Origin of the sequence: Virgibacillus sp. 6R (genome assembly GCF_001895305.1) — a bacterium.
GTDB lineage: Bacteria > Bacillota > Bacilli > Bacillales > Amphibacillaceae > Virgibacillus > Virgibacillus pantothenticus.
Window position 1 is genome coordinate 409,446 of sequence record NZ_CP017762.1, and the last position, 18,772, is coordinate 428,217.

The 18,772-nt window shown below is 34.0% G+C and carries 15 protein-coding genes, 1 tRNA gene and 4 pseudogenes; 11 read left to right on the plus strand and 9 right to left on the minus strand.

Annotated features, from left to right (window positions below; all coding sequences use genetic code 11):
• Nucleotides 1-274: 274 nt before the first annotated feature.
• From BKP57_RS01995 to BKP57_RS02005, 3 genes and pseudogenes are all read right to left on the minus strand, one after another.
• Nucleotides 275-579, minus strand: a pseudogene (locus BKP57_RS01995) (hypothetical protein).
• A 664-nt stretch (nt 580-1,243) separates the two neighbouring features.
• Complete coding sequence (locus BKP57_RS02000) at nt 1,244-1,597, minus strand: hypothetical protein (protein ID WP_050353265.1); 354 nt, start codon at nt 1,595-1,597, stop codon at nt 1,244-1,246.
• Between the two features lie 285 nt (nt 1,598-1,882).
• A complete protein-coding gene (locus tag BKP57_RS02005) occupies nt 1,883-2,242 on the minus strand; it encodes a winged helix-turn-helix transcriptional regulator (RefSeq protein ID WP_050353266.1) in 360 nt (119 codons plus the stop codon).
• A 179-nt stretch (nt 2,243-2,421) separates the two neighbouring features.
• On the opposite strand from BKP57_RS02005, the gene BKP57_RS02010 reads away from it, so the two are divergent.
• Nucleotides 2,422-2,492 (plus strand) — tRNA-Gly (locus tag BKP57_RS02010).
• A 150-nt stretch (nt 2,493-2,642) separates the two neighbouring features.
• On the opposite strand, the gene BKP57_RS02015 is transcribed toward BKP57_RS02010, so the two are convergent.
• Nucleotides 2,643-3,872 (minus strand): IS110 family RNA-guided transposase, encoded by a 1,230-nt coding sequence (locus BKP57_RS02015; RefSeq protein WP_072740914.1) that lies wholly within the window; start codon nt 3,870-3,872, stop codon nt 2,643-2,645.
• 384 nt (nt 3,873-4,256) lie between these two features.
• Here BKP57_RS02015 and BKP57_RS02020 point away from each other — a divergent pair, with 384 nt between their 5' ends.
• Nucleotides 4,257-4,991, plus strand: a complete 735-nt coding sequence (locus tag BKP57_RS02020; protein ID WP_050353268.1) for an NADPH-dependent F420 reductase — start codon at nt 4,257-4,259, stop codon at nt 4,989-4,991.
• Between the two features lie 261 nt (nt 4,992-5,252).
• Here the strand turns inward: BKP57_RS02020 and BKP57_RS22640 are convergent, their stop codons facing one another.
• From BKP57_RS22640 to BKP57_RS23345, 3 genes and pseudogenes are all read right to left on the minus strand, one after another.
• Nucleotides 5,253-5,414, minus strand: a complete 162-nt coding sequence (locus tag BKP57_RS22640) for a DUF6262 family protein (protein ID WP_232231298.1) — start codon at nt 5,412-5,414, stop codon at nt 5,253-5,255.
• A gap of 262 nt (nt 5,415-5,676) precedes the next feature.
• Nucleotides 5,677-6,042: a hypothetical protein gene (locus BKP57_RS22645; protein WP_232231450.1), complete on the minus strand. Its 366-nt coding sequence runs from the start codon at nt 6,040-6,042 to the stop codon at nt 5,677-5,679.
• 6 nt (nt 6,043-6,048) lie between these two features.
• Nucleotides 6,049-6,138: pseudogene (locus tag BKP57_RS23345) on the minus strand (hypothetical protein); the annotation flags it as partial.
• Between the two features lie 626 nt (nt 6,139-6,764).
• On the opposite strand from BKP57_RS23345, the pseudogene BKP57_RS02035 reads away from it, so the two are divergent.
• From BKP57_RS02035 to istB, 9 genes and pseudogenes are all read left to right on the plus strand, one after another.
• Nucleotides 6,765-7,738, plus strand: a pseudogene (locus BKP57_RS02035) (IS30 family transposase).
• A gap of 59 nt (nt 7,739-7,797) precedes the next feature.
• Nucleotides 7,798-7,953: a VraH family protein gene (locus BKP57_RS21835; protein WP_139325398.1), complete on the plus strand. Its 156-nt coding sequence runs from the start codon at nt 7,798-7,800 to the stop codon at nt 7,951-7,953.
• A gap of 90 nt (nt 7,954-8,043) precedes the next feature.
• Nucleotides 8,044-8,307, plus strand: a complete 264-nt coding sequence (locus BKP57_RS02040) for a hypothetical protein (RefSeq protein WP_050353270.1) — start codon at nt 8,044-8,046, stop codon at nt 8,305-8,307.
• Between the two features lie 10 nt (nt 8,308-8,317).
• Nucleotides 8,318-9,214 (plus strand): ABC transporter ATP-binding protein, encoded by an 897-nt coding sequence (locus tag BKP57_RS02045; RefSeq protein WP_072740915.1) that lies wholly within the window; start codon nt 8,318-8,320, stop codon nt 9,212-9,214.
• 95 nt (nt 9,215-9,309) lie between these two features.
• Nucleotides 9,310-10,296, plus strand: a complete 987-nt coding sequence (locus BKP57_RS02050) for an ABC transporter permease (RefSeq protein ID WP_050353272.1) — start codon at nt 9,310-9,312, stop codon at nt 10,294-10,296.
• Between the two features lie 14 nt (nt 10,297-10,310).
• On the plus strand, nt 10,311-10,508 hold the full coding sequence (locus BKP57_RS02055; protein WP_050353273.1) for a helix-turn-helix transcriptional regulator: 198 nt from the start codon (nt 10,311-10,313) through the stop codon (nt 10,506-10,508).
• A gap of 87 nt (nt 10,509-10,595) precedes the next feature.
• Nucleotides 10,596-11,567: an IS30 family transposase gene (locus tag BKP57_RS02060; RefSeq protein WP_050353274.1), complete on the plus strand. Its 972-nt coding sequence runs from the start codon at nt 10,596-10,598 to the stop codon at nt 11,565-11,567.
• 259 nt (nt 11,568-11,826) lie between these two features.
• Entirely contained in the window at nt 11,827-13,374 is a 1,548-nt protein-coding gene (istA, locus tag BKP57_RS02065; protein WP_050353275.1) for an IS21 family transposase, read from the plus strand.
• Entirely contained in the window at nt 13,371-14,126 is a 756-nt protein-coding gene (gene istB, locus BKP57_RS02070; protein ID WP_050353276.1) for an IS21-like element helper ATPase IstB, read from the plus strand. The genes istA (BKP57_RS02065) and istB overlap by 4 nt, the downstream gene beginning before the upstream one ends.
• A 970-nt stretch (nt 14,127-15,096) precedes the next feature.
• Here istB and istA (BKP57_RS02080) read toward each other — a convergent pair.
• Together istA (BKP57_RS02080) and BKP57_RS02085 are read right to left on the minus strand one after the other, a co-directional pair.
• Nucleotides 15,097-15,783, minus strand: a pseudogene (gene istA, locus BKP57_RS02080) (IS21 family transposase); the annotation flags it as partial.
• A gap of 387 nt (nt 15,784-16,170) precedes the next feature.
• Complete coding sequence (locus tag BKP57_RS02085; protein ID WP_169770809.1) at nt 16,171-18,768, minus strand: lanthionine synthetase LanC family protein; 2,598 nt, start codon at nt 18,766-18,768, stop codon at nt 16,171-16,173.
• Between the last annotated feature and the right edge of the window lie 4 nt (nt 18,769-18,772).

Genomic DNA, 18,772 nt, shown 5'->3' on the forward strand with positions numbered 1-18,772 from the left:
GTGAGAATCAGATCTTAAATTGACAGATATGTTCGTAAATCCTTGTGTGGCTCAGATACCATTTTGTCTAAACGATCCACATACCCCGCAACTCGGATGTAGTCACAAAGATTGCTTACGTCTCAGTCGGTTTCAAGAACATTTAAAATTCCATTTTGAAAAAAGTCTGTTCAAAATGGAGGCACTGTTTGAGAATCATTACACAATTCTATTAAGTTGGATTGTTTTCTACGTCACTCTTCAACAGACGCACCCTTATCTCCAAGATAGCTATTTATGGAGAACTCTCTCCATTCTTAGTATAAACTTCATAAGCAAAATACCCACTTAAATAGCCTAACCCAATTCCTAAACTAACTGAGTTAATAGTGAGATTGATGAAAACATGCCCAAAAACACACCTATAAAACCACCAAAAAGCATTCTCATTGGTATTAGACTATCTAATAAATTTTGGGCGTTCTTTGTTTTTTTCTTACCAAGAGTACCTTGCTTATGTTGATATTCTAGCCTTTTAATTACAGATATTACACCCCCTCCCGCTATTGCAATAGGAAGTAAAATACGTACAATTTCCATAACTAACCCCATAAATATATCCCCCTTTCATTACTTCTTTTTTAAAATCCTTAATAAGACTCTCTCATATCGAAGTCCTCCTAAAGCTTAACATTCATACATATATTTTTAAAACTCCAACCAATATCTCCTCTCTTCTTTCTGCATTTAAGCAAAGAGTTTTTGTAAAGCTTTAGTGCAAATTGATTCTCCGCTTTAACAAGGAGTTGTATTTCTCCAGATTACATTTTTTTAAATAATGGCTCCCTTCTGTTATCCGAGGCGAGTAAGTCCGCAATTTCTCCAACTCAGCTTAACGCAATATATATAAAACTTCAAAAGCCATAGCCGATCTAGATTGATATTCTAACAAGTATTTTTCCTCTACAAACAAGGATTTTATATTAGTCATCTAACTATATTCTTTATCCAAGAAAAATTACTTTGACAACAATTCGCAATTCATTTTCTCAGTCTTGTGCATTTTTTCTAGTAAAGGGTTCAGATAATACTGTTACTAGCTAAATATGCTCTTACTCCACCGATAATATTTATATTTTTGGTATCTTCATTACATTCATCAAAGCATTTTAGTGGGATAAAATATAAAGAACCTTCTGTTACTACTTCGCCATCTCGTTGGTGGTTTTTGGTTCGTATATTGTATGGAAAAAGTATATATCTCTTATTCACCCATAAGAAATTCTAAATTATCTAAATCTAAATTTAGACGTTGTAATTGTTCTAATAAAATGTCTTTTTTTACCTTACCGTTTTCTTGAAAATTTTTTGAGTAATATTCCGGATGAGCAACGATTGCTCCATTTTCAATCCATTTTTTTCGATATAATTGAAAAGCAGCATCTAACATCTCTTTAGGTGTTACAATAAATCCTAGGCCAACTTCATGACTTTCACTGTAACCATATTCAAACCCACAGCAATCACAAGAATCATATGAGCCTACACCATTTTCATCAAATGCTTCTTCTTCTAACCCATCATTGCCACACACCGGGCAAAGTTGCTTTTCATTCATTTTTCCATCTCCTTGATATCTTTATAGATTTTTCCAAGGGAACTAATTTAGTTGTGAAACGACAGCACCGTCACAATAAGCGAAGAAAAAGCGACGGAAAACATCTTATCAATACCTTTTTTATAAAAAGTATGAATTAAACAATGTTCTTTCATTGTAGCCATGTATTCAAAGAATAAATTCACTCCCTCCCGTTTTTCCCTAATTATTAAAGGACTATTGTGGCTTCGTTATGCCACAATAGCGCCCGATGCGGAATACTAGTAAGTCAAAAATGACACCTGGTTAGTCTACTTGCTCCCCAAACTTCTTCCCGAACTCTTCCATCAAATCAATTATAGGAATGAATTCATTCCCTTTTGAGGTTAATGAATACTCTACACGAGGAGGAACCTCTGGATAGACTTTGCGATTAATTAAGCCATCTGTTTCTAGTTCTCGAAGTTGCTTTGTAAGAGAACCTTGAGAAATATTCCATAAAAAAGCTTTGATTTCACTATAACGACGCTTTTCGGATTTTAAAAACCAAAGAATAAGATATTTCCAACGTCCAGAGAGGAGGTTTTGCGTATAAGCAATACCATATACTTCTCTTTGTTCCTTTATACACTTTTCGTCAAATCCATCCTTACATATTCTAGACACCTTTTCACCTGCTTTCTACTGTTAAGTACAAAAAAATGTACTATGTCATTTTTTATTGCCTACTTAAAAAAAACGAGAAATGATTATATTCTAGTATATGTAACAAAGATACACAATACGTTTTTCAAATCTGATAAAAAACTTTATTTTTAAGCAGAATATTTTAATATACAAAATTTGTGGGTGTAGTTTAATGGTAAAACCTCAGCCTTCCAAGCTGATGACGAGGGTTTGATTCCCTTCACCTTCTAAAGACCTGCGGTAATATGTCAAGTGAAAAATAAATAATTATTTAGTTATCAAGGTACAATTTGTTTAAAAAAGGCAATACAAAACTGACCCCAGTAATTATATGTAATTTACTGGAAAATAATTAAAGGATTCAGAAGCCATTTATGCTTCATATATTTACGCTCCTTTTTGGCGTGTAAATTTGGTTTTTGCGTAGTAGCGCATCCACCAAACGCACAAATTTTCTTGCAGTTAAGACGAGGGCTCTTTTATGTTGATGCTTTAGTACTTCTTTGAACTTTTTTGCGTAATACTCACCATATTCAGGAATCTCCTTTTTCACTGAGTTGGCGGCTTCAACTAGGTAATAACGGAGATACTGATTCCCATTACGTGTTAAAGAAGTTTCATCTGCCGTAAAACGACCAGACTGGTGCTTTCGCCAATAAAGACCTGCGTACTTGGCGATTTTAGTTTCATCATCGAATTGTTCAATTTGCCCGATTTCAGCGATAATTCCGGGAGTAAATACTGGACCAATGCCAGGTACGGTTTGAAGTGTTTGCGGTATTCCTTTCATGATTCGCTTAATTGATTTATCAATTTCCTGTTTCTGCTTTTCGAATGTGCGAATCAACGTGATGGAAGTGCCGAGTATTGTATCGATTGAATCTTCTACGACTTTATCTAAACGATAAGAAGAACGCACTGCTTTTTGAATAGATTTAGCGACATGCTTTGGATCAGGAAATCTGTTTTTTCCTTTCAATCGCAAGTAGTCAACCAAATCTTCTAATGGCATTCGTGACAGTTCTTCTAAGCTATAGTTTTCAAGGAAAAGATCCATCATCGCTTTACCAAATACAGAAGACTCAACTTCTTCTGTGAACGTATTACACTTATAACTTAAATACTGAAGGAAACGCTGTTTTTCTTGCGTAATTTGACGAACAATACTGTAGCGTGCACGTGTCAATTGTTGCAGGGCAACATACTGTTCCTCTTTGACAACAGACATAGGCAAACACCCAAAACGTAAATAATCGGCAATGACGAATGCATCAATTTCATCTGTTTTATCCATATCGCTATAACTTTTCTTGAAATTGGCTATCTGTTTTGGATTCATGACTAGCACTTGTCCATCAAGTGCACGAATGGATTCGTCATTGTGTAAAAACATGGATTGATGAAAGCTATAAACACTTGTAGATTCAAGTCCGATACGCAACTCACTTACAGATTGATTTTGAGTCGAATTCAAAATCTCGTCTCTTAACTGTTTCGCACCAGGTAAATCATTAGAAACCGTGAAGGCATTCAATTTATCTCCTTCACCATTTAAAAAACAAACCTTGATATCAAAAGAACTAACATCTAAGCCAACAAATAATTTCATGGTGTTAACACTCCTTTCGATTTAGAATCATTGGAACTAAAATCTTGGACGCTCTGAGATATCCCTAGTGTGAACGCCGATCAGCAGCCTCGTGTATGAGTACTATCCTTGTGTCGAAAGCCCGCCCTAGAGCTACTAACATCTAGGTTCGAATATCAAGGTGTACAGCCTGCGTGTATGAAGGTCGAAACGCATACTGGGAAACAGTCTTAGTAATGCGGTTATGCCCGCAGGAGGAAAAAGAATTATCCCAAATGATCCTAAGACCATTATCTAGGAACATCACGGAACGTCCAAGACATTTGACATATCGTCAGGCAAATTAGTAAGGAAATAATAGGCGAAAGAATTAAGTCTAAACATAGTATACGAGGAGGAACAATAATGAAATTTGGAATTATAGGTGCAGGAACAATCGGCTCAATTCTTTCTAAAAAATTAGTTAATACTGGACATGATGTCAAAATTGCAGATGCACGAGGAATTGAACATTTAGAAAGAAAAGAGTTTGCTGGAACCCCTGTGCCTGTAGAGGATGTAATTACAAATATTGAAATTCTTATCATATCTCTCCCTTCAAAAGCACTGCCAAGCATTAGGAACATTATCGATCAAGTTGGAGAAGAAGTAATCATTGTAGATACTTCTAATTATTATCCTTTTAGAGACGATAAAAATGAAGAAATTGAGAACGGGATGGTTGAAAGTGTTTGGGTCTCAAATCAATTAGGTAGACCTACCATCAAAGCTTTCAATAACTTACTAGCCTATACTTTAGAAAATGAAGGAACCCCAGAAGGTACTATTGGACGCATTGCTATAGCGATTGCTGGTAATGACGTATCACAAAAACAAATAATCATGGATGTAGTAAACCAGCTAGGCTTTGACACAGTAGATGGTGGTTCTTTAAGTGATTCGTGGAGACAACAGCCGGGAACTCCTGCATTCTGCACAGAGCTAACAAAAGAAGAACTAACAAAAGCATTGAAAAAGGCAAATAAAGAAAAAGCCCCTTTCCTACGAGATAAGGTAATAGAAATGCTTTCAAATCCTAACCTTAACCCCCTTTCAAATAAAGACATTGTGAATATGAACAGAGATATATATAATTCATAAAACAAAAAGGTGCACTCAGTTAGAGTGCACCTTTTTGTTTGTCCCAAACTTATTTTTAGAACATTTCTTCATCTTACTATGCGTTACTAAACAATCTGGCCCGATTGCAGAACATCTTTAATGTTGTATATCCGCATTTTTCTGATGCTCTCCAATGAGAAAATAACGTCAATCTATATTTCATCATATATTTTTCCAAATTGAATCTTTATTTTCTCTTTAATCGTAGGGAAGCAATGATAACATCCTTCGATGCGTCACTTATGCTTCGTTTAACTTGTTGCCAGATGATAATCCTTCTTGTTGTTTTCGTAATGTCTCTATTCTTGAATGCAGTCTGTGATTCTTATATAAAAAGCCTTTAGATACTTTCGCCTGTTCAGCAACCGAATTAAAGTTAATATATAATTGTTTTTTTATCATATACTTTAATGCTTCAATCTACTTTTTGGATCGATGGTTCTGTTTTTATTTTGGAGTGGTTTAAAATACCTTGTATGTTAGGATCTTTATTGGCCATTTGAATTTATCTCCCCACGTTCTTTTCCTACATATTCCCGTCTTCCTTTATCTAAACCAAATATGCTATCACCTTGTTTTAGTCCATCAACGATTTCTTGATATCTTTTTAGCTTGGGTTGAATGATTTCAATCGAGCGTGTTCTTCCAGCTTTCTTATAAATCTTTATATCTGATTCAATCTTTGCAATCTGATCTTCGTAATAAGGGAGGAATGTTTGTCAACATGAAAGTTTCGACAATTATTCTTGATACAAGGTGGTTCAATAGTTTGATTTAAAAATTCATAATTTAACTTTGGACTTTTAACACAAAAACCATGATCTAATCGTATAGAATCCATGTTATGTCGGACCCATTCAAGTTCAAGTCCATTTTCTTCAGCTTGTTGTTTTAAATCAGCCATGACCACATCACCCTGAACACCAAGCCTGATTGCGCCAGCTTCTCTGGATTTTCCCCACTCTTTCCTAAGGGTATTATCATGAATTTGTGCATATACAAGTGTCATTTCTGGACTTGCATGAGCCATTAACTTTTGAACATGTAGAAGTTTAATACCATTGTTAATAAGGTTTACTCCATACCTATGCCTAAAGGCATTTATTAAAGTAAAACATATTTCCACTTTTGTCAGTAATCGTGTTTTGCTGCAAAAGCATTTAGATTTCTTGATAGAGATAACGGTGCAATTGGTTTTCCAACTCTCAGTCCACTTAATGTTGGAATAGATAGTTATTAGGATTTGTCTTAATTGTTGATTCTTTTAAAACAAGCTCTTGCTGTGCTTTGATTGTTTTTGCCACTTCCTCAGAAATAGGTACCTTGCGAGATTTGTACTTAACCTTAGTTTAAAACCAACATCTTTTTGTAAAAGCAGTCTAATTTTAATGAAACAACATCAAGATATTTGAAAACCAGAAGCTTCAAGAATAATTAAAAAATGGGTATATATTTAGAAGGTAATTGATCCATATTACTTACAACTTGTTCCCATACCTCATCTGGAATATACTTAATACCATTTGAATTCCTTCTATTCAGGGTTATATTAGGCATGTCCTCACTAAACACCAATTTGCTTATTGGAATTGGGTCCATTATAAAGGAATTGACAAGTTTTCTTGACATTTAATCTGGGATGTTTTAACATTTTAATTAACCTAAATTGTAAAATTAAGCGAGACACTAAAAAAGACATGTCATGATATACTCAATCAATAACCGACCAAAGTTAAGGAGAGTGTATCTGACATGTCCTACACCCCTCTTCCCAAAACAGAACTGGTATTCATAGAGGAATATCATGAATTCGGCCTTTCTGGTCGAAAAATTGCCAATAAATTAAGGCGTGGCCATGAAGCTGTTTATCGTGTTATTAGACAACTGAAAGAAGGACTTATATTGCGATAGACGTTTATCTAAAATATCAAGCGAATAAAGCCAAATGTGGCCGTAAAAAGATTCAATTAGCAACTGTAGAAAAGGACTACATTCATGAAAAAGTCCGTGATGGATGGACGCCTGATGTAATAATCGGACGAAACGAAAAGTCTATCTCTTGCAGCATGCGCACGCTTTATCGAAAGTTTGCATCAGGCGAATTTAACCAAAATGATTTACCTATGCAAGGCAAACGCAAACCAAATGGTCACCAGGAAAGAAGAGGTAAACAAAAATTTCGCCGTACCATCCTTGATCGTGATCACGATCACCCAAATTACAAGAAAGAATTTGGTCATCTAGAAGGAGATACCATTGTGGGACGTTATCACAAGAACGCTGTCATCACTCTTGTTGAGCGTTTAACAAAATGCATCATCGCAATTAAACCAGCTGGTAGACAGGCAACCAATATTGAAACATCGCTCCATCAATGGTTTGATCGATTACCAAAACACTTATTTAAGTCCATTATCTTTGACTGTGGGAAAGAGTTTTCCAATTGGAAATCCATCAGTAATGAGCAAGATGTCGATATTTATTTTGCAGATCCTGGAACGCCACCCCAAAGGGGTCTAAATGAGCATTCCAACGGTCTTCTAAGAAAGAATGGGCTGCCAAAAGAAATGGACTTTAATCCTGTGTCACAAGAGTATATTTCTGAGGTTGCACTCCGACGGAATAACATACCAAGGAAATCATTGAAATACAAAACACCGATTGAGTGTTTCATAGATTATGTAGGTCAGGATTTTGATAAAAGCATGTTGTCTCGCTTAATTTGACAAATCAAATAATAAAACATTACTAATTTATAGAAATGAAATTAAAGGGAGAGAGTTATATGAGTACTTTTTTAAAAAAACATTCAAACAAGTTAGGTTACACAGTGATTTTTGGATTTTTACTTTCCGTTCTATTTACTCCGTTTATCGGTATTCTTTTAGGTGCAGCAATTGGTTTTGCCGTGGGCTATAACGAAGATAGAAAGAAACAATAAAATAATGACAAATGAAGATGTTTCATGGAACATAGTAGAAGTAAAGTGTAATTCTGTTTTTGTTATTCAATTATAAATGGAGATGGATAAATGATGATAATCTGTTTTTCGCTTATAGCTTTAGGCTTAATATGTCAATTATATTTACACAAAAAAATGGGAAAGGAAGATGAAAGAACTAAATATTTGACTAGGGAAATGCAAAGAGTAGCAGCATTGACAACACTTTTTTATATTGTTGTTGTCAATATGTTTTTTAATATTGATAAAATTCTAGGAATTAATAATATATTATTAACCGTTACAATATTTGTTGTATCAGCTACTCTATATGGGTTTAAAATAATCAAATAAGAGGTGCTTTATGACAGTTCTAAAAATAGATAATTTATGGAAATACGCTACACAAAAAAAACCAATAATAAAAAATATAAACTTAGAAGTAAGTCAAGGGGAAATACTGGCTGTTATCGGCCCAAATGGCGCTGGAAAAACTACTTTGCTTAAGTCGATTTCTGGCCTTCATAAAATCGACGAAGGAACTATCGATTTTAACGGATTAAACTTCAAGAATGATAGGGAGGAAATTTTAAATAAATTAGGAGTTATAATTGAAAATCCTTGCTTCTATAATCATTTAACTGCACAAAAAAATCTACTTGTTTTTTCGCGAATGAAAAAGGAAAAAGCTTCTGAAGAACTTATCAATAAACTTCTACTTCACTTCAAGTTAAATAAATATAAAAAGAGAAAGTTTTCAAAATACTCTTTAGGAATGAAGCAAAGATTAGCCCTTGTTGAAATTATGTTAAATGATCCCCAAATATTAATATTAGATGAACCCACTAATGGATTAGACCCAAAAGGAGTGGTGGAATTCAGAATATATTTAAATCATCTTGCTACAGAAAAAAGGAAATCTATAATAATTGCATCACATGATTTAAGTGAGATTGAAAAGATATGTGATAGTTATATCTTTTTAAGTGAAGGAGAAAATATCACAACGAGGAAAATTAAAAAATCAGATACTATAACTATGATAGAACTTGAAAATATAAACACCTTTCTAGAAATACTTGTTGAAGCAGATATAGATTATATTTATAATCCCAAAGTTAAAAGCACTGTGTTTGTATTAAATGCCACAGAAAAAAAAATTAAAAACATTTTAAGCCAAATCAACGAAGAAAATTCAAATTTAATGTTTATGGGGAATGATCTTGAAGCCCTTTATTTAAAAATCAATCAATATGAATGATTAATTAATTAAGCAATTGTCTCAAATGAGAAGAATTATTAAATGATTCGGTTTTGATAAACATTATCAAAAGGCGTTTTTAAGGAGGTAGAGATATGCTTGATTTAATTCGAAATGAATTAACTAAATTTGTTTTTTCAAGATATAACATGGTCATATTACTTTTTGTTACAATAATTTTAATAACACTGTTTTTAATTTTCCCTTTTATTTTTAAATACGACAATGATCAACAAACATATCACGGGAAAGATTGGAAACAGCAAGTAGAAAAAAAACAAGATTCATTAATTAAAAAGAATCAAGAAATAAAAAAGGGAAGCGATATTACACCAAGAGATAGCGCTGACATATCTATGAATGAATTTGAAATTAAACGTTTAGAGTCATACAAAGAAAGAAACATTATTCCACCAGCGAAGAACAATACATTTGATAATATACTTACTGCTACTGGATTAAACAACCTTATTACGATATCAGTTATAGTTTTTTCTGGATTAATTATTAGTAAAGAATTTTCAGACTTCACTATAAAAACAATCTTTCTTCAACCTATAAAGAAATCCAAAGTTATTTTTTCTAAAATAATCACAGTCACTTTTACTGTATTCTTTTATGTAGTGGTATTGTATTTTTTAACTGCCATACTCTCTTCACTGATTGCTAATAATAACTTTGTTTCCAATATAGTTTATTTTGATTATAATAAAGAGGGTTATCAAATAGTAAATTTTTATAGTTTATTATTTAAATTTATAATAGGAGACTTTTTATATGCTCTTATATTTTCGTTGCTTAGCATATCAGTTGTCTTATTATTTAAAGGGAATTCTTTGTCCATCGGTATTCCTATGGTATTCCTATTTACTTGGTCTAGTATATCAGGATTTTTAGGAGGACATATTCCTTTAGATTATCTGATTCCAAATCATTGGGATTTAAATAAACATTTTGGGTTGTTAGAACCTGTAAACTTAAGTAATTCTTCTTATTTAACATCACTTTTTATTAGCTTAATCACAATATTCGTTTTGATTTTCATTATCATTAATTTGTTTAAACATACAAAAATAAACTGACAAGAGTGGGGCAAATGTTAAAGAATAATGTTAAACATTATAGAAAAAAGAAAAAATTAACTCAAAAAGAATTAGGTGACAATATAGGAGTATCAAGGCAAACAATCAATAGTATAGAAAATGAACATTATTCTCCTTCTATATCTCTAGTTTTAAAGTTAGCAAAAGTATTAGAGCAACCAGTTGAAGAACTATTTTTTTTAGAATCCTAGATTGTAAAATTAAGCGAGACACTAAAAAAGACATGTCATGATATACTCAATCAATAACCGACCAAAGTTAAGGAGAGTGTATCTGACATGTCCTACACCCCTCTTCCCAAAACAGAACTGGTATTCATAGAGGAATATCATGAATTCGGCCTTTCTGGTCGAAAAATTGCCAATAAATTAAGGCGTGGCCATGAAGCTGTTTATCGTGTTATTAGACAACTGAAAGAAGGACTTATTGCGATAGACGTTTATCTAAAATATCAAGCGAATAAAGCCAAATGTGGCCGTAAAAAGATTCAATTAGCAACTGTAGAAAAGGACTACATTCATGAAAAAGTCCGTGATGGATGGACGCCTGATGTAATAATCGGACGAAACGAAAAGTCTATCTCTTGCAGCATGCGCACGCTTTATCGAAAGTTTGCATCAGGCGAATTTAACCAAAATGATTTACCTATGCAAGGCAAACGCAAACCAAATGGTCACCAGGAAAGAAGAGGTAAACAAAAATTTCGCCGTACCATCCTTGATCGTGATCACGATCACCCAAATTACAAGAAAGAATTTGGTCATCTAGAAGGAGATACCATTGTGGGACGTTATCACAAGAACGCTGTCATCACGCTTGTTGAGCGTTTAACAAAATGCATCATCGCAATTAAACCAGCTGATAGACAGGCAACCAATATTGAAACATCGCTCCATCAATGGTTTGATCGATTACCAAAACACTTATTTAAGTCCATTATCTTTGACTGTGGGAAAGAGTTTTCCAATTGGAAATCCATCAGTAATGAGCAAGATGTCGATATTTATTTTGCAGATCCTGGAACGCCACCCCAAAGGGGTCTAAATGAGCATTCCAACGGTCTTCTAAGAAAGAATGGGCTGCCAAAAGAAATGGACTTTAATCCTGTGTCACAAGAGTATATTTCTGAGGTTGCACTCCGACGGAATAACATACCAAGGAAATCATTGAAATACAAAACACCGATTGAGTGTTTCATAGATTATGTAGGTCAGGATTTTGATAAAAGCATGTTGTCTCGCTTAATTTGACAAATCTAAGGTATTTATTTCTACTTGCAAATGGTCCGCATGGCAAATGCTATGCAAAAGCTAGGTGTCAAGGGGCGTTCACAGGCTGTTGATTATTGCAGATGAATTGAGCCACGAGTGCGGAGTTTTGAGCCAGTGATTGCGGAAGAAAGAGCCACTTGAAGCGGACTAGAGAGCCAGTTATAGCAATGGAAAAACCTCCTGTATAATTGAGACTGCATGCCAACGAGCATGACTCTATTATACAGGAGGTTTTTGTGTGATTAATTATCGTAAGATTCTGGAACTGTATTTTGAGGATGTCAGTCAGAGAACAATCAGTTCAAGTACTGGACATTCAAGAAATACAGTCTCCAACGTCGTTCGAAAAGCCAAGAAACTTGGCTTAGAAGGTTTGGACGGCACCATGACTAATCCGTGGCTGGAATCGTTTCTCTTCCCAGAGAAACAAGCGATCGAGAAAGGATACTATCCCGTTGATTGGGAGAAAGTTCATAAGGAACTTCAGAAAAAGAATATCACTTTAGCTTTATTGCATAAAGAATATGCAGATGAGGCTCGTGAAGGCGGCAAGATACCTTATGCCTATCGTACGTTTACCGAGAACTACGGAAAGTATGCCAAAAAGTATAAGCTTACGATGCCTATTCGGAGAAAACCAGGTGAAATTATGGAAGTGGATTGGGCTGGTTCCACTCTGGAAATCAAAGATCGTTCTACTGGGGAGGTTTTACCTGCCTATGTATTTGTAGCAACCTTGCCTTACAGCCAATTGAGTTATGTCGAGGCATTCTTAGATATGAAGTCCGCAAACTGGCTAACTGCTCATATTCATGCATTTGAATATTTTGGGGGTATTCCTGAAGCCTTAGTTCCAGATAATCTAAAGACCGGGGTGGTAAAAGCTCTTAGAAGTGAATCTATTTTAAATGAAGCCTATCGTGAACTGGCTGATTACTATCGTACCGTTGTCGTCCCTAGTCGTGTTCGTAAACCAAAGGATAAACCAAGTGTCGAGGGTTCGGTTGGGCATGTCTCAAGACAGATTATTGCCTCTCTAAGAGACTATCAGTGTTTTCATCTTGAGGAATTAAATCAACAGATTTTTAGAAAATTAGAGAATCTTAATACGCTCGATTTCCAAAAGCGTCCGGGATCAAGAAAAAAGGTGTTTGAGGAAGAAGAAAAATCCTATCTTCAAGCTCTTCCCCAAACAAGATACAAGCTTACAGAATGGAAAATAGCAAAAGTTCAACTGAACTACCACATCCAAGTTGAACGAATGTATTATTCCGTTCCATATGACTATGTCCGTGAATCTGTCGATGTCCGACTGACTACGGATCTAATTGAAGTGTACTTCAAAGAAACAAGAATTGCATCCCATAAAAGATTGAAGGGAGAAATCGGTCAGTATTCTACGAACACTGATCATATGCCTGATAATCATCGATTATATTTAGAACATAATCCGGAAAACAATAAAAAGTGGGCAGAGTCGGTAGGCCCTTCTATGACTCGATTTGTTTCTTATATCTTAAGAAATAACATAGAAAAGAAAGCACTAAATATCTTGAGTACATTAAGGAATTTGTCAACCAAACATGCGAAGGATGATTTAGAACAAGCAACACAAACTTTACTCGATATATCAACGAATCCAACGGTTTCTGTGTTAAAAAGCATACTCGAGCGTAAAAAGCATCAACAGAATAATAAAAAGAAAGATAGAGATAATCTTCAAACTCATAAAGAGGATTATGGGTTTGTACGTGGAGCTAAATACTTTGGGAGGGATAGTAAATGATGAACGAAGAAACGTTACGTAAATTAACTGAAATGAGAATGGGAGCAATGGCAGAGCTATATCAACAGCAAAGTCAAAATAGAGAATATAATAATATGGATTTCGATGAGCGTTTTAATCTATTGGTAGATTATGAGTATGACCGCCGCAAAACGAATAAACTAGAGCGTTTAATAAAACAGGCTACATTCAACGATCCGACTGCAGCAATTGAGGATATAGAATATCATCCTGATCGTAGGTTAGATAAAAAATTAATCTTAGAATTAGCAACGGGAAATTACATTCAGAATCACCATAATATCATTTTAATGGGAGCTTCAGGGAACGGGAAAACATGGATATCAAATGCCTTTGGGATTCAAGCGTGTCGGCAGTTTTATAAAGTTAAGTATATTAGACTTCCAGAGTTACTTGACGAATTAGTTGTTGCGAAATATGAAGCCGATGGAAGCTTCCGGAAGCTGATCCAAAAATATAAGAAGATCGACTTATTAATTCTTGATGAATGGTTATTAACCGAACTATCAGAAGAGAATGTGCTTCATGTATTTGAAATTATTGAAGCAAGACTAAAGCGAACCTCCACGATATTCTGTTCTCAATTTTCACCTGAAGGATGGCATTCTAAGTTAGGACAAGCACAGATAGCCGATGCGATTTTAGACCGCATTGTGCACGACTCTTACAATATACTAGTTGATGAGGAAGTTTCAATGAGAGAGCGTCACGGATTGGCATTATCTCGGTGAGTTTTTAAGAAGTAGAAATATGTTTTTATTGACTTAAATAGCAGCTATTGGAGAATTAGACGTTCCCAATAGCTGTTTATACTTCACTGGCTCTTGCCTCCGCATTTACTGGCTCAATCATCCGCAAATGGTGGCTCAAAAGACCGCACAGCTGGCTCAATCCCTCCGCAATACTCAGCTGTCGTAGAGCTCCTTCGTATGGGGGGAATTAAAGCTCTAATCAACTCGGCTTTCCGTAATGGGAAGCCGAGTTTGGTAAGCCCCCATTCTAAAAACGCATATTAATGAACAGCACCTCTTGGTAAGATGTACGTATCCATTAAAGGAGGTGCTTTTCATATGCCTGAACAAAAACTTACTATTGTCCCCGTTACGCTACATCGCAAGAACAAAAATACTACTGCATCAAATCTAGCAGTACCCTCTTCAAATCCAACTTGCTCGATCAAATCGGGTAATGTAGAAATTTCCTTCTTTAACGGCGTAAATGAGCACATTATCGAAACCGTTATAAGGGAGTTGAAAAATCTATGTTATTTGTCGTGCGTACTGAGTATTGCGGACGATTTTTACCAGGCTTGCGGTTATTTTTACCACACTTTGCGAGGGAATTTACCAGGAGTTGCGGACGTTCTTACCAGTAGGTTAAAAGACATGAACTCGATTTTTTTCGGCCCATGTCTTTCGTTTATTTAATGTCTAAGTATTATCCCTCGATTATAAATGTCAATGATAAAATGTACATTTTTGTTTTTTAATGTCCCACTAATTTACTCCACAGGGGCGCTTAGTAAATCAATCAAGTGGACTAATTCCCAGTTCATGTTCAAGGAGTAATTTCTCGTAATTTGTCATTTTCTTTTTCTAGTCTTTGAACTTCCTTTATTGACCTTTCTATTTTCGTCTTGTCATCAATTACATCTTCGTATGCCGTACCTTGCCGTCTCAACCAGTCATTAAACGCCCAAACATAGTGTAAAACAAATCTTTCAAATCCTTCTGTTAATTCACGTTTACCATGTGGCAGAATCTTCTTCACCGCAGGTGATAAGTTATCAAAGCGAATCCTTCTAGGCACGCCCTCAATGTAATGAAAGAATCGTTTCAACCCTTCTAAAAAACAATCTTGATTCTGGGATTCAAATACTTGGACCAGAAATGCATTACTGTACGGAAAAGACATAACCAAATACGGAAGTTCTACAATTTCTCCCTCCACCTTAAATGGTGCCTCTCCAAAGTCCACCTGGGCATCCCCAGGACTTGATTCTAACGGAAGAGCTGCTTCATCGGTTGCTTCCATTTCCTCAATTAATTCTTTTTTCCGTTTAGAGACGTAAGCTCTTACTGTTCGATCAGAACCCCTAAAATCATATTCTTCTTTCAATAACTCCCAAATACGCTTGGCGGTTCTTCGATATTTCTTTTTCTTCTTTAAATCTTCTTTCAGCCACTGGTCGACAATCTCCTTCACCGGATCCATTACGGGAGAGGGTTGGTGTTTCTTGCCTTGCAATTCAGGTTGGAATTCATTTAGGTCTGCATATTTCTGTACCGTTCTTGGATCTCTATTTGTTCTTCTCGCAACCTCTGCATATGTATGCCCTTTTCCGTTCACTTGTTGTCTGATATAATTGATTTCAGTCACTTCTAACACTCCTAATCTACCTCCTGCCAGAATATTGGGTCCAACAGGAAGTGTAGTTAATTATTGAGTTGTTAGCAAGTGGCTTTTTCTATGTAATGCCCTAATTGGGCATGCATAAAAGGAGTGCCATAACCTACATTTTAGTTTGCCATAAACAATAACTGTCTACTCTAGTTTAGCAGTCACACCACGCTGCCTCAAGAGTGTCGCGTTCCTACGAAATCTAAATAAATCATAACATAGCCCCACATCTACGTAATAGGTGTGGGGCTGTTTTACGCTTACAATTAAAAAAGAAAGAACCTTTAGGCTATCGCCCAACCGAAATTCATCTCCCCCTTACCGTTGGGCTAAGCCCTTCACACGCTACAAGATGGAGACTTCCTTCGAAGTACGTTAAAATATTTCGTTAGAATTCTTTTTTGAAATACAATAGTCAAAGACACCTGTCAATCCTACCATGTAACTTTTGGAATACTCGAACAGGTTGGATTCTTTCAATATTAGTTTTTTATTCTTTTCCTTAAGGTAACTTAAGTAAGAGTCAGGTATACTGTTATTCATATAGTTTTTATTTATATATTGAATTATCCATTGATTACCAACGATACCATGGCATAAGCAAATATTTTCATTTGTGCTGTCAATTATACTTTTTATCAATTTCATAGCATCATTTCGAGGAACCTTATTCTCGAGTGATAAATAAGTGAGTGACACCCCTGGAGCACCATGACACCAATTGTTTGGAGTAGAGTCATCTATATTACTTATAGGCCAACTTAAAGTCGATTTATTAAAATAAGAGTTTAGTGTCGTATATAGTTTATTTATTTGTATTGTCACGTCTTCTCGCTGACATATCTTATTTGCTTCTTGAATAACGAACAGTTCTCCAGCAACCCCATGTGCAAATCCAATGTATGTTTCTTTTAGTGTTTTCGGAAAATGGTTTTCTATAAGAAAATCTAAAGTCTTATTTATAATTTGATATATATCGCTTCGGGAATTTTCAGAGACATTATTATATATTTTGATTAAGTAGTGTAAGTAACCAATGATACCATTTATAATATCATAATCTTTGTCTTTCTGAGATGGAAGATATGGTAACAAATCCTTCGACCATTCAATAAATTGTTTTTCTGGTACATAATTCAATTCTTTGTTTATTAGGAAAGCACTGTATAATACCCCAGAAATTCCATCGTAAAAGCCAAGTTTTACGTCATTATTTTTTAATTCATCTTTTATATAGTCAATTAAATTAAAAAACATCAGACGATATTTTTTAATTAATTGTAAATCATCATATTTTGCTAACGTTTTTCTTAAAAATAATGCTAATCCACTAACTCCTAAGTACATCTCTTTGGGGAGTATTATTAATTCAAAGTTAAAATTATTTTCGTTATCTCCAGTGTATATATGATCGAATACTAAAACCTCTCCTTTATAAACAAAAGAAGTAGCATCTAAAACATTAAGAAATTCACGTATCATTTCATCTACACTTAATGTATTGTTGTTAACACCTATATATTTTTTATAATAAAAACCTTTTTCTGAAATAAATGATTGATTAATAATAGCTATTTGTAAATCTAAATCATTTATCGAGAATTTATCGAAAAAAGAATCTTTAATATCTATCTTTTTATAGTCTATAGGGATACAATCTTGTAAGATGTGTTTTTTTTCTACATCTGATAACTCGTCTTTAGATTCAATGAAACTTTCTCTGGTATTTGAAAGGAACAAGTAGGGATGGTAACTACTCTGTAATAATTCATAATAAAATGCTGTGTTTTTATGAAGTACTCTGCTTGTCTTATTTTGAAATAACTCTTTTATTTTCCTAACTATTACTTCTTTATTTTTTAAAAAATAAGTGTAAGAATTCTTAAATCCTTTAATAAAAGGATTTTTATTTTTATAGAAATCCATCTTATTTTGATTCAAAGGAATATTTTTTTTAGACATTAATACTTCTTTTTCATTAAAAACCTTTTCGAAATGATTATTATTATTTTCAATTTGATAGTTAGGCATAGATATAGTTTGATTTTCAAAAGAATTAAATCCTGTTATCACAGCGCCTTTTATAGATGTAAAAGGAAGCAGTCCGGTAGCAAGGACAGAATTCTGTAAATTGTATGGAACGCCCTTTTGATTGGATTCAATGTATTCATCAATATGAAAAATAGTTTCACAATCAATAGGTATGTAATTTTCACCGTCAAATACAATATTTTCTTCGTGCAAATCACTCAAACCCAATAAATAAGAAGCGAAAAGCATTTGCCCTGCTTTATAATAAGTATTATCAATAGAATCTGAATCATTTTGAATTACTTTTTCTTGGAAATATCCTTCTTTAATATTCAATGTTTTTATATGCAATTCTTTATCATTAAATAAATTATAGAAATATAGTAGTTTATGCTCATGGTTTTCGACTCTGTTCTTGAAGTAAATACTTTTATCTTGAAAGCTTATTTCAGTGGTAGGAATTAGGTTGAAATGTCGATCACCTTTCCCTATTCCTATATTATCAATTTTATTTAAAGTGACACCAAATACATATTCAATGTCTTTTTTATTACTCAATAATAAAGTATAAATGTTTCTATATTGAGCTATAGAATTAGTTATATATTTTATAATTAATGTCCAAAGATCTTCGAACATTTCATAAAAATCTCTAATAAAATCTTTCAAATCGATTTTATGAAGCATTTGATAGATATCTGTTGAATCGACATTTTTATAGAAGTTATTTAAAAAAAAGATTGCTGAATCTGAAACTAATGTATTTAGATGGGCGTTTAAAGAATCTATATTTTTAAAATATAGATTCTTTAAATCATCATTAGTTATTTTATTAATAGCTATATATTCATGAATAGGTTTATAGAAAAAATGAAGTAGATATTCATCGGAAGAGAAAGTATAGTTTTTATAAGCATTTTCAATTATCTGTTCTAAGGTCATTTGT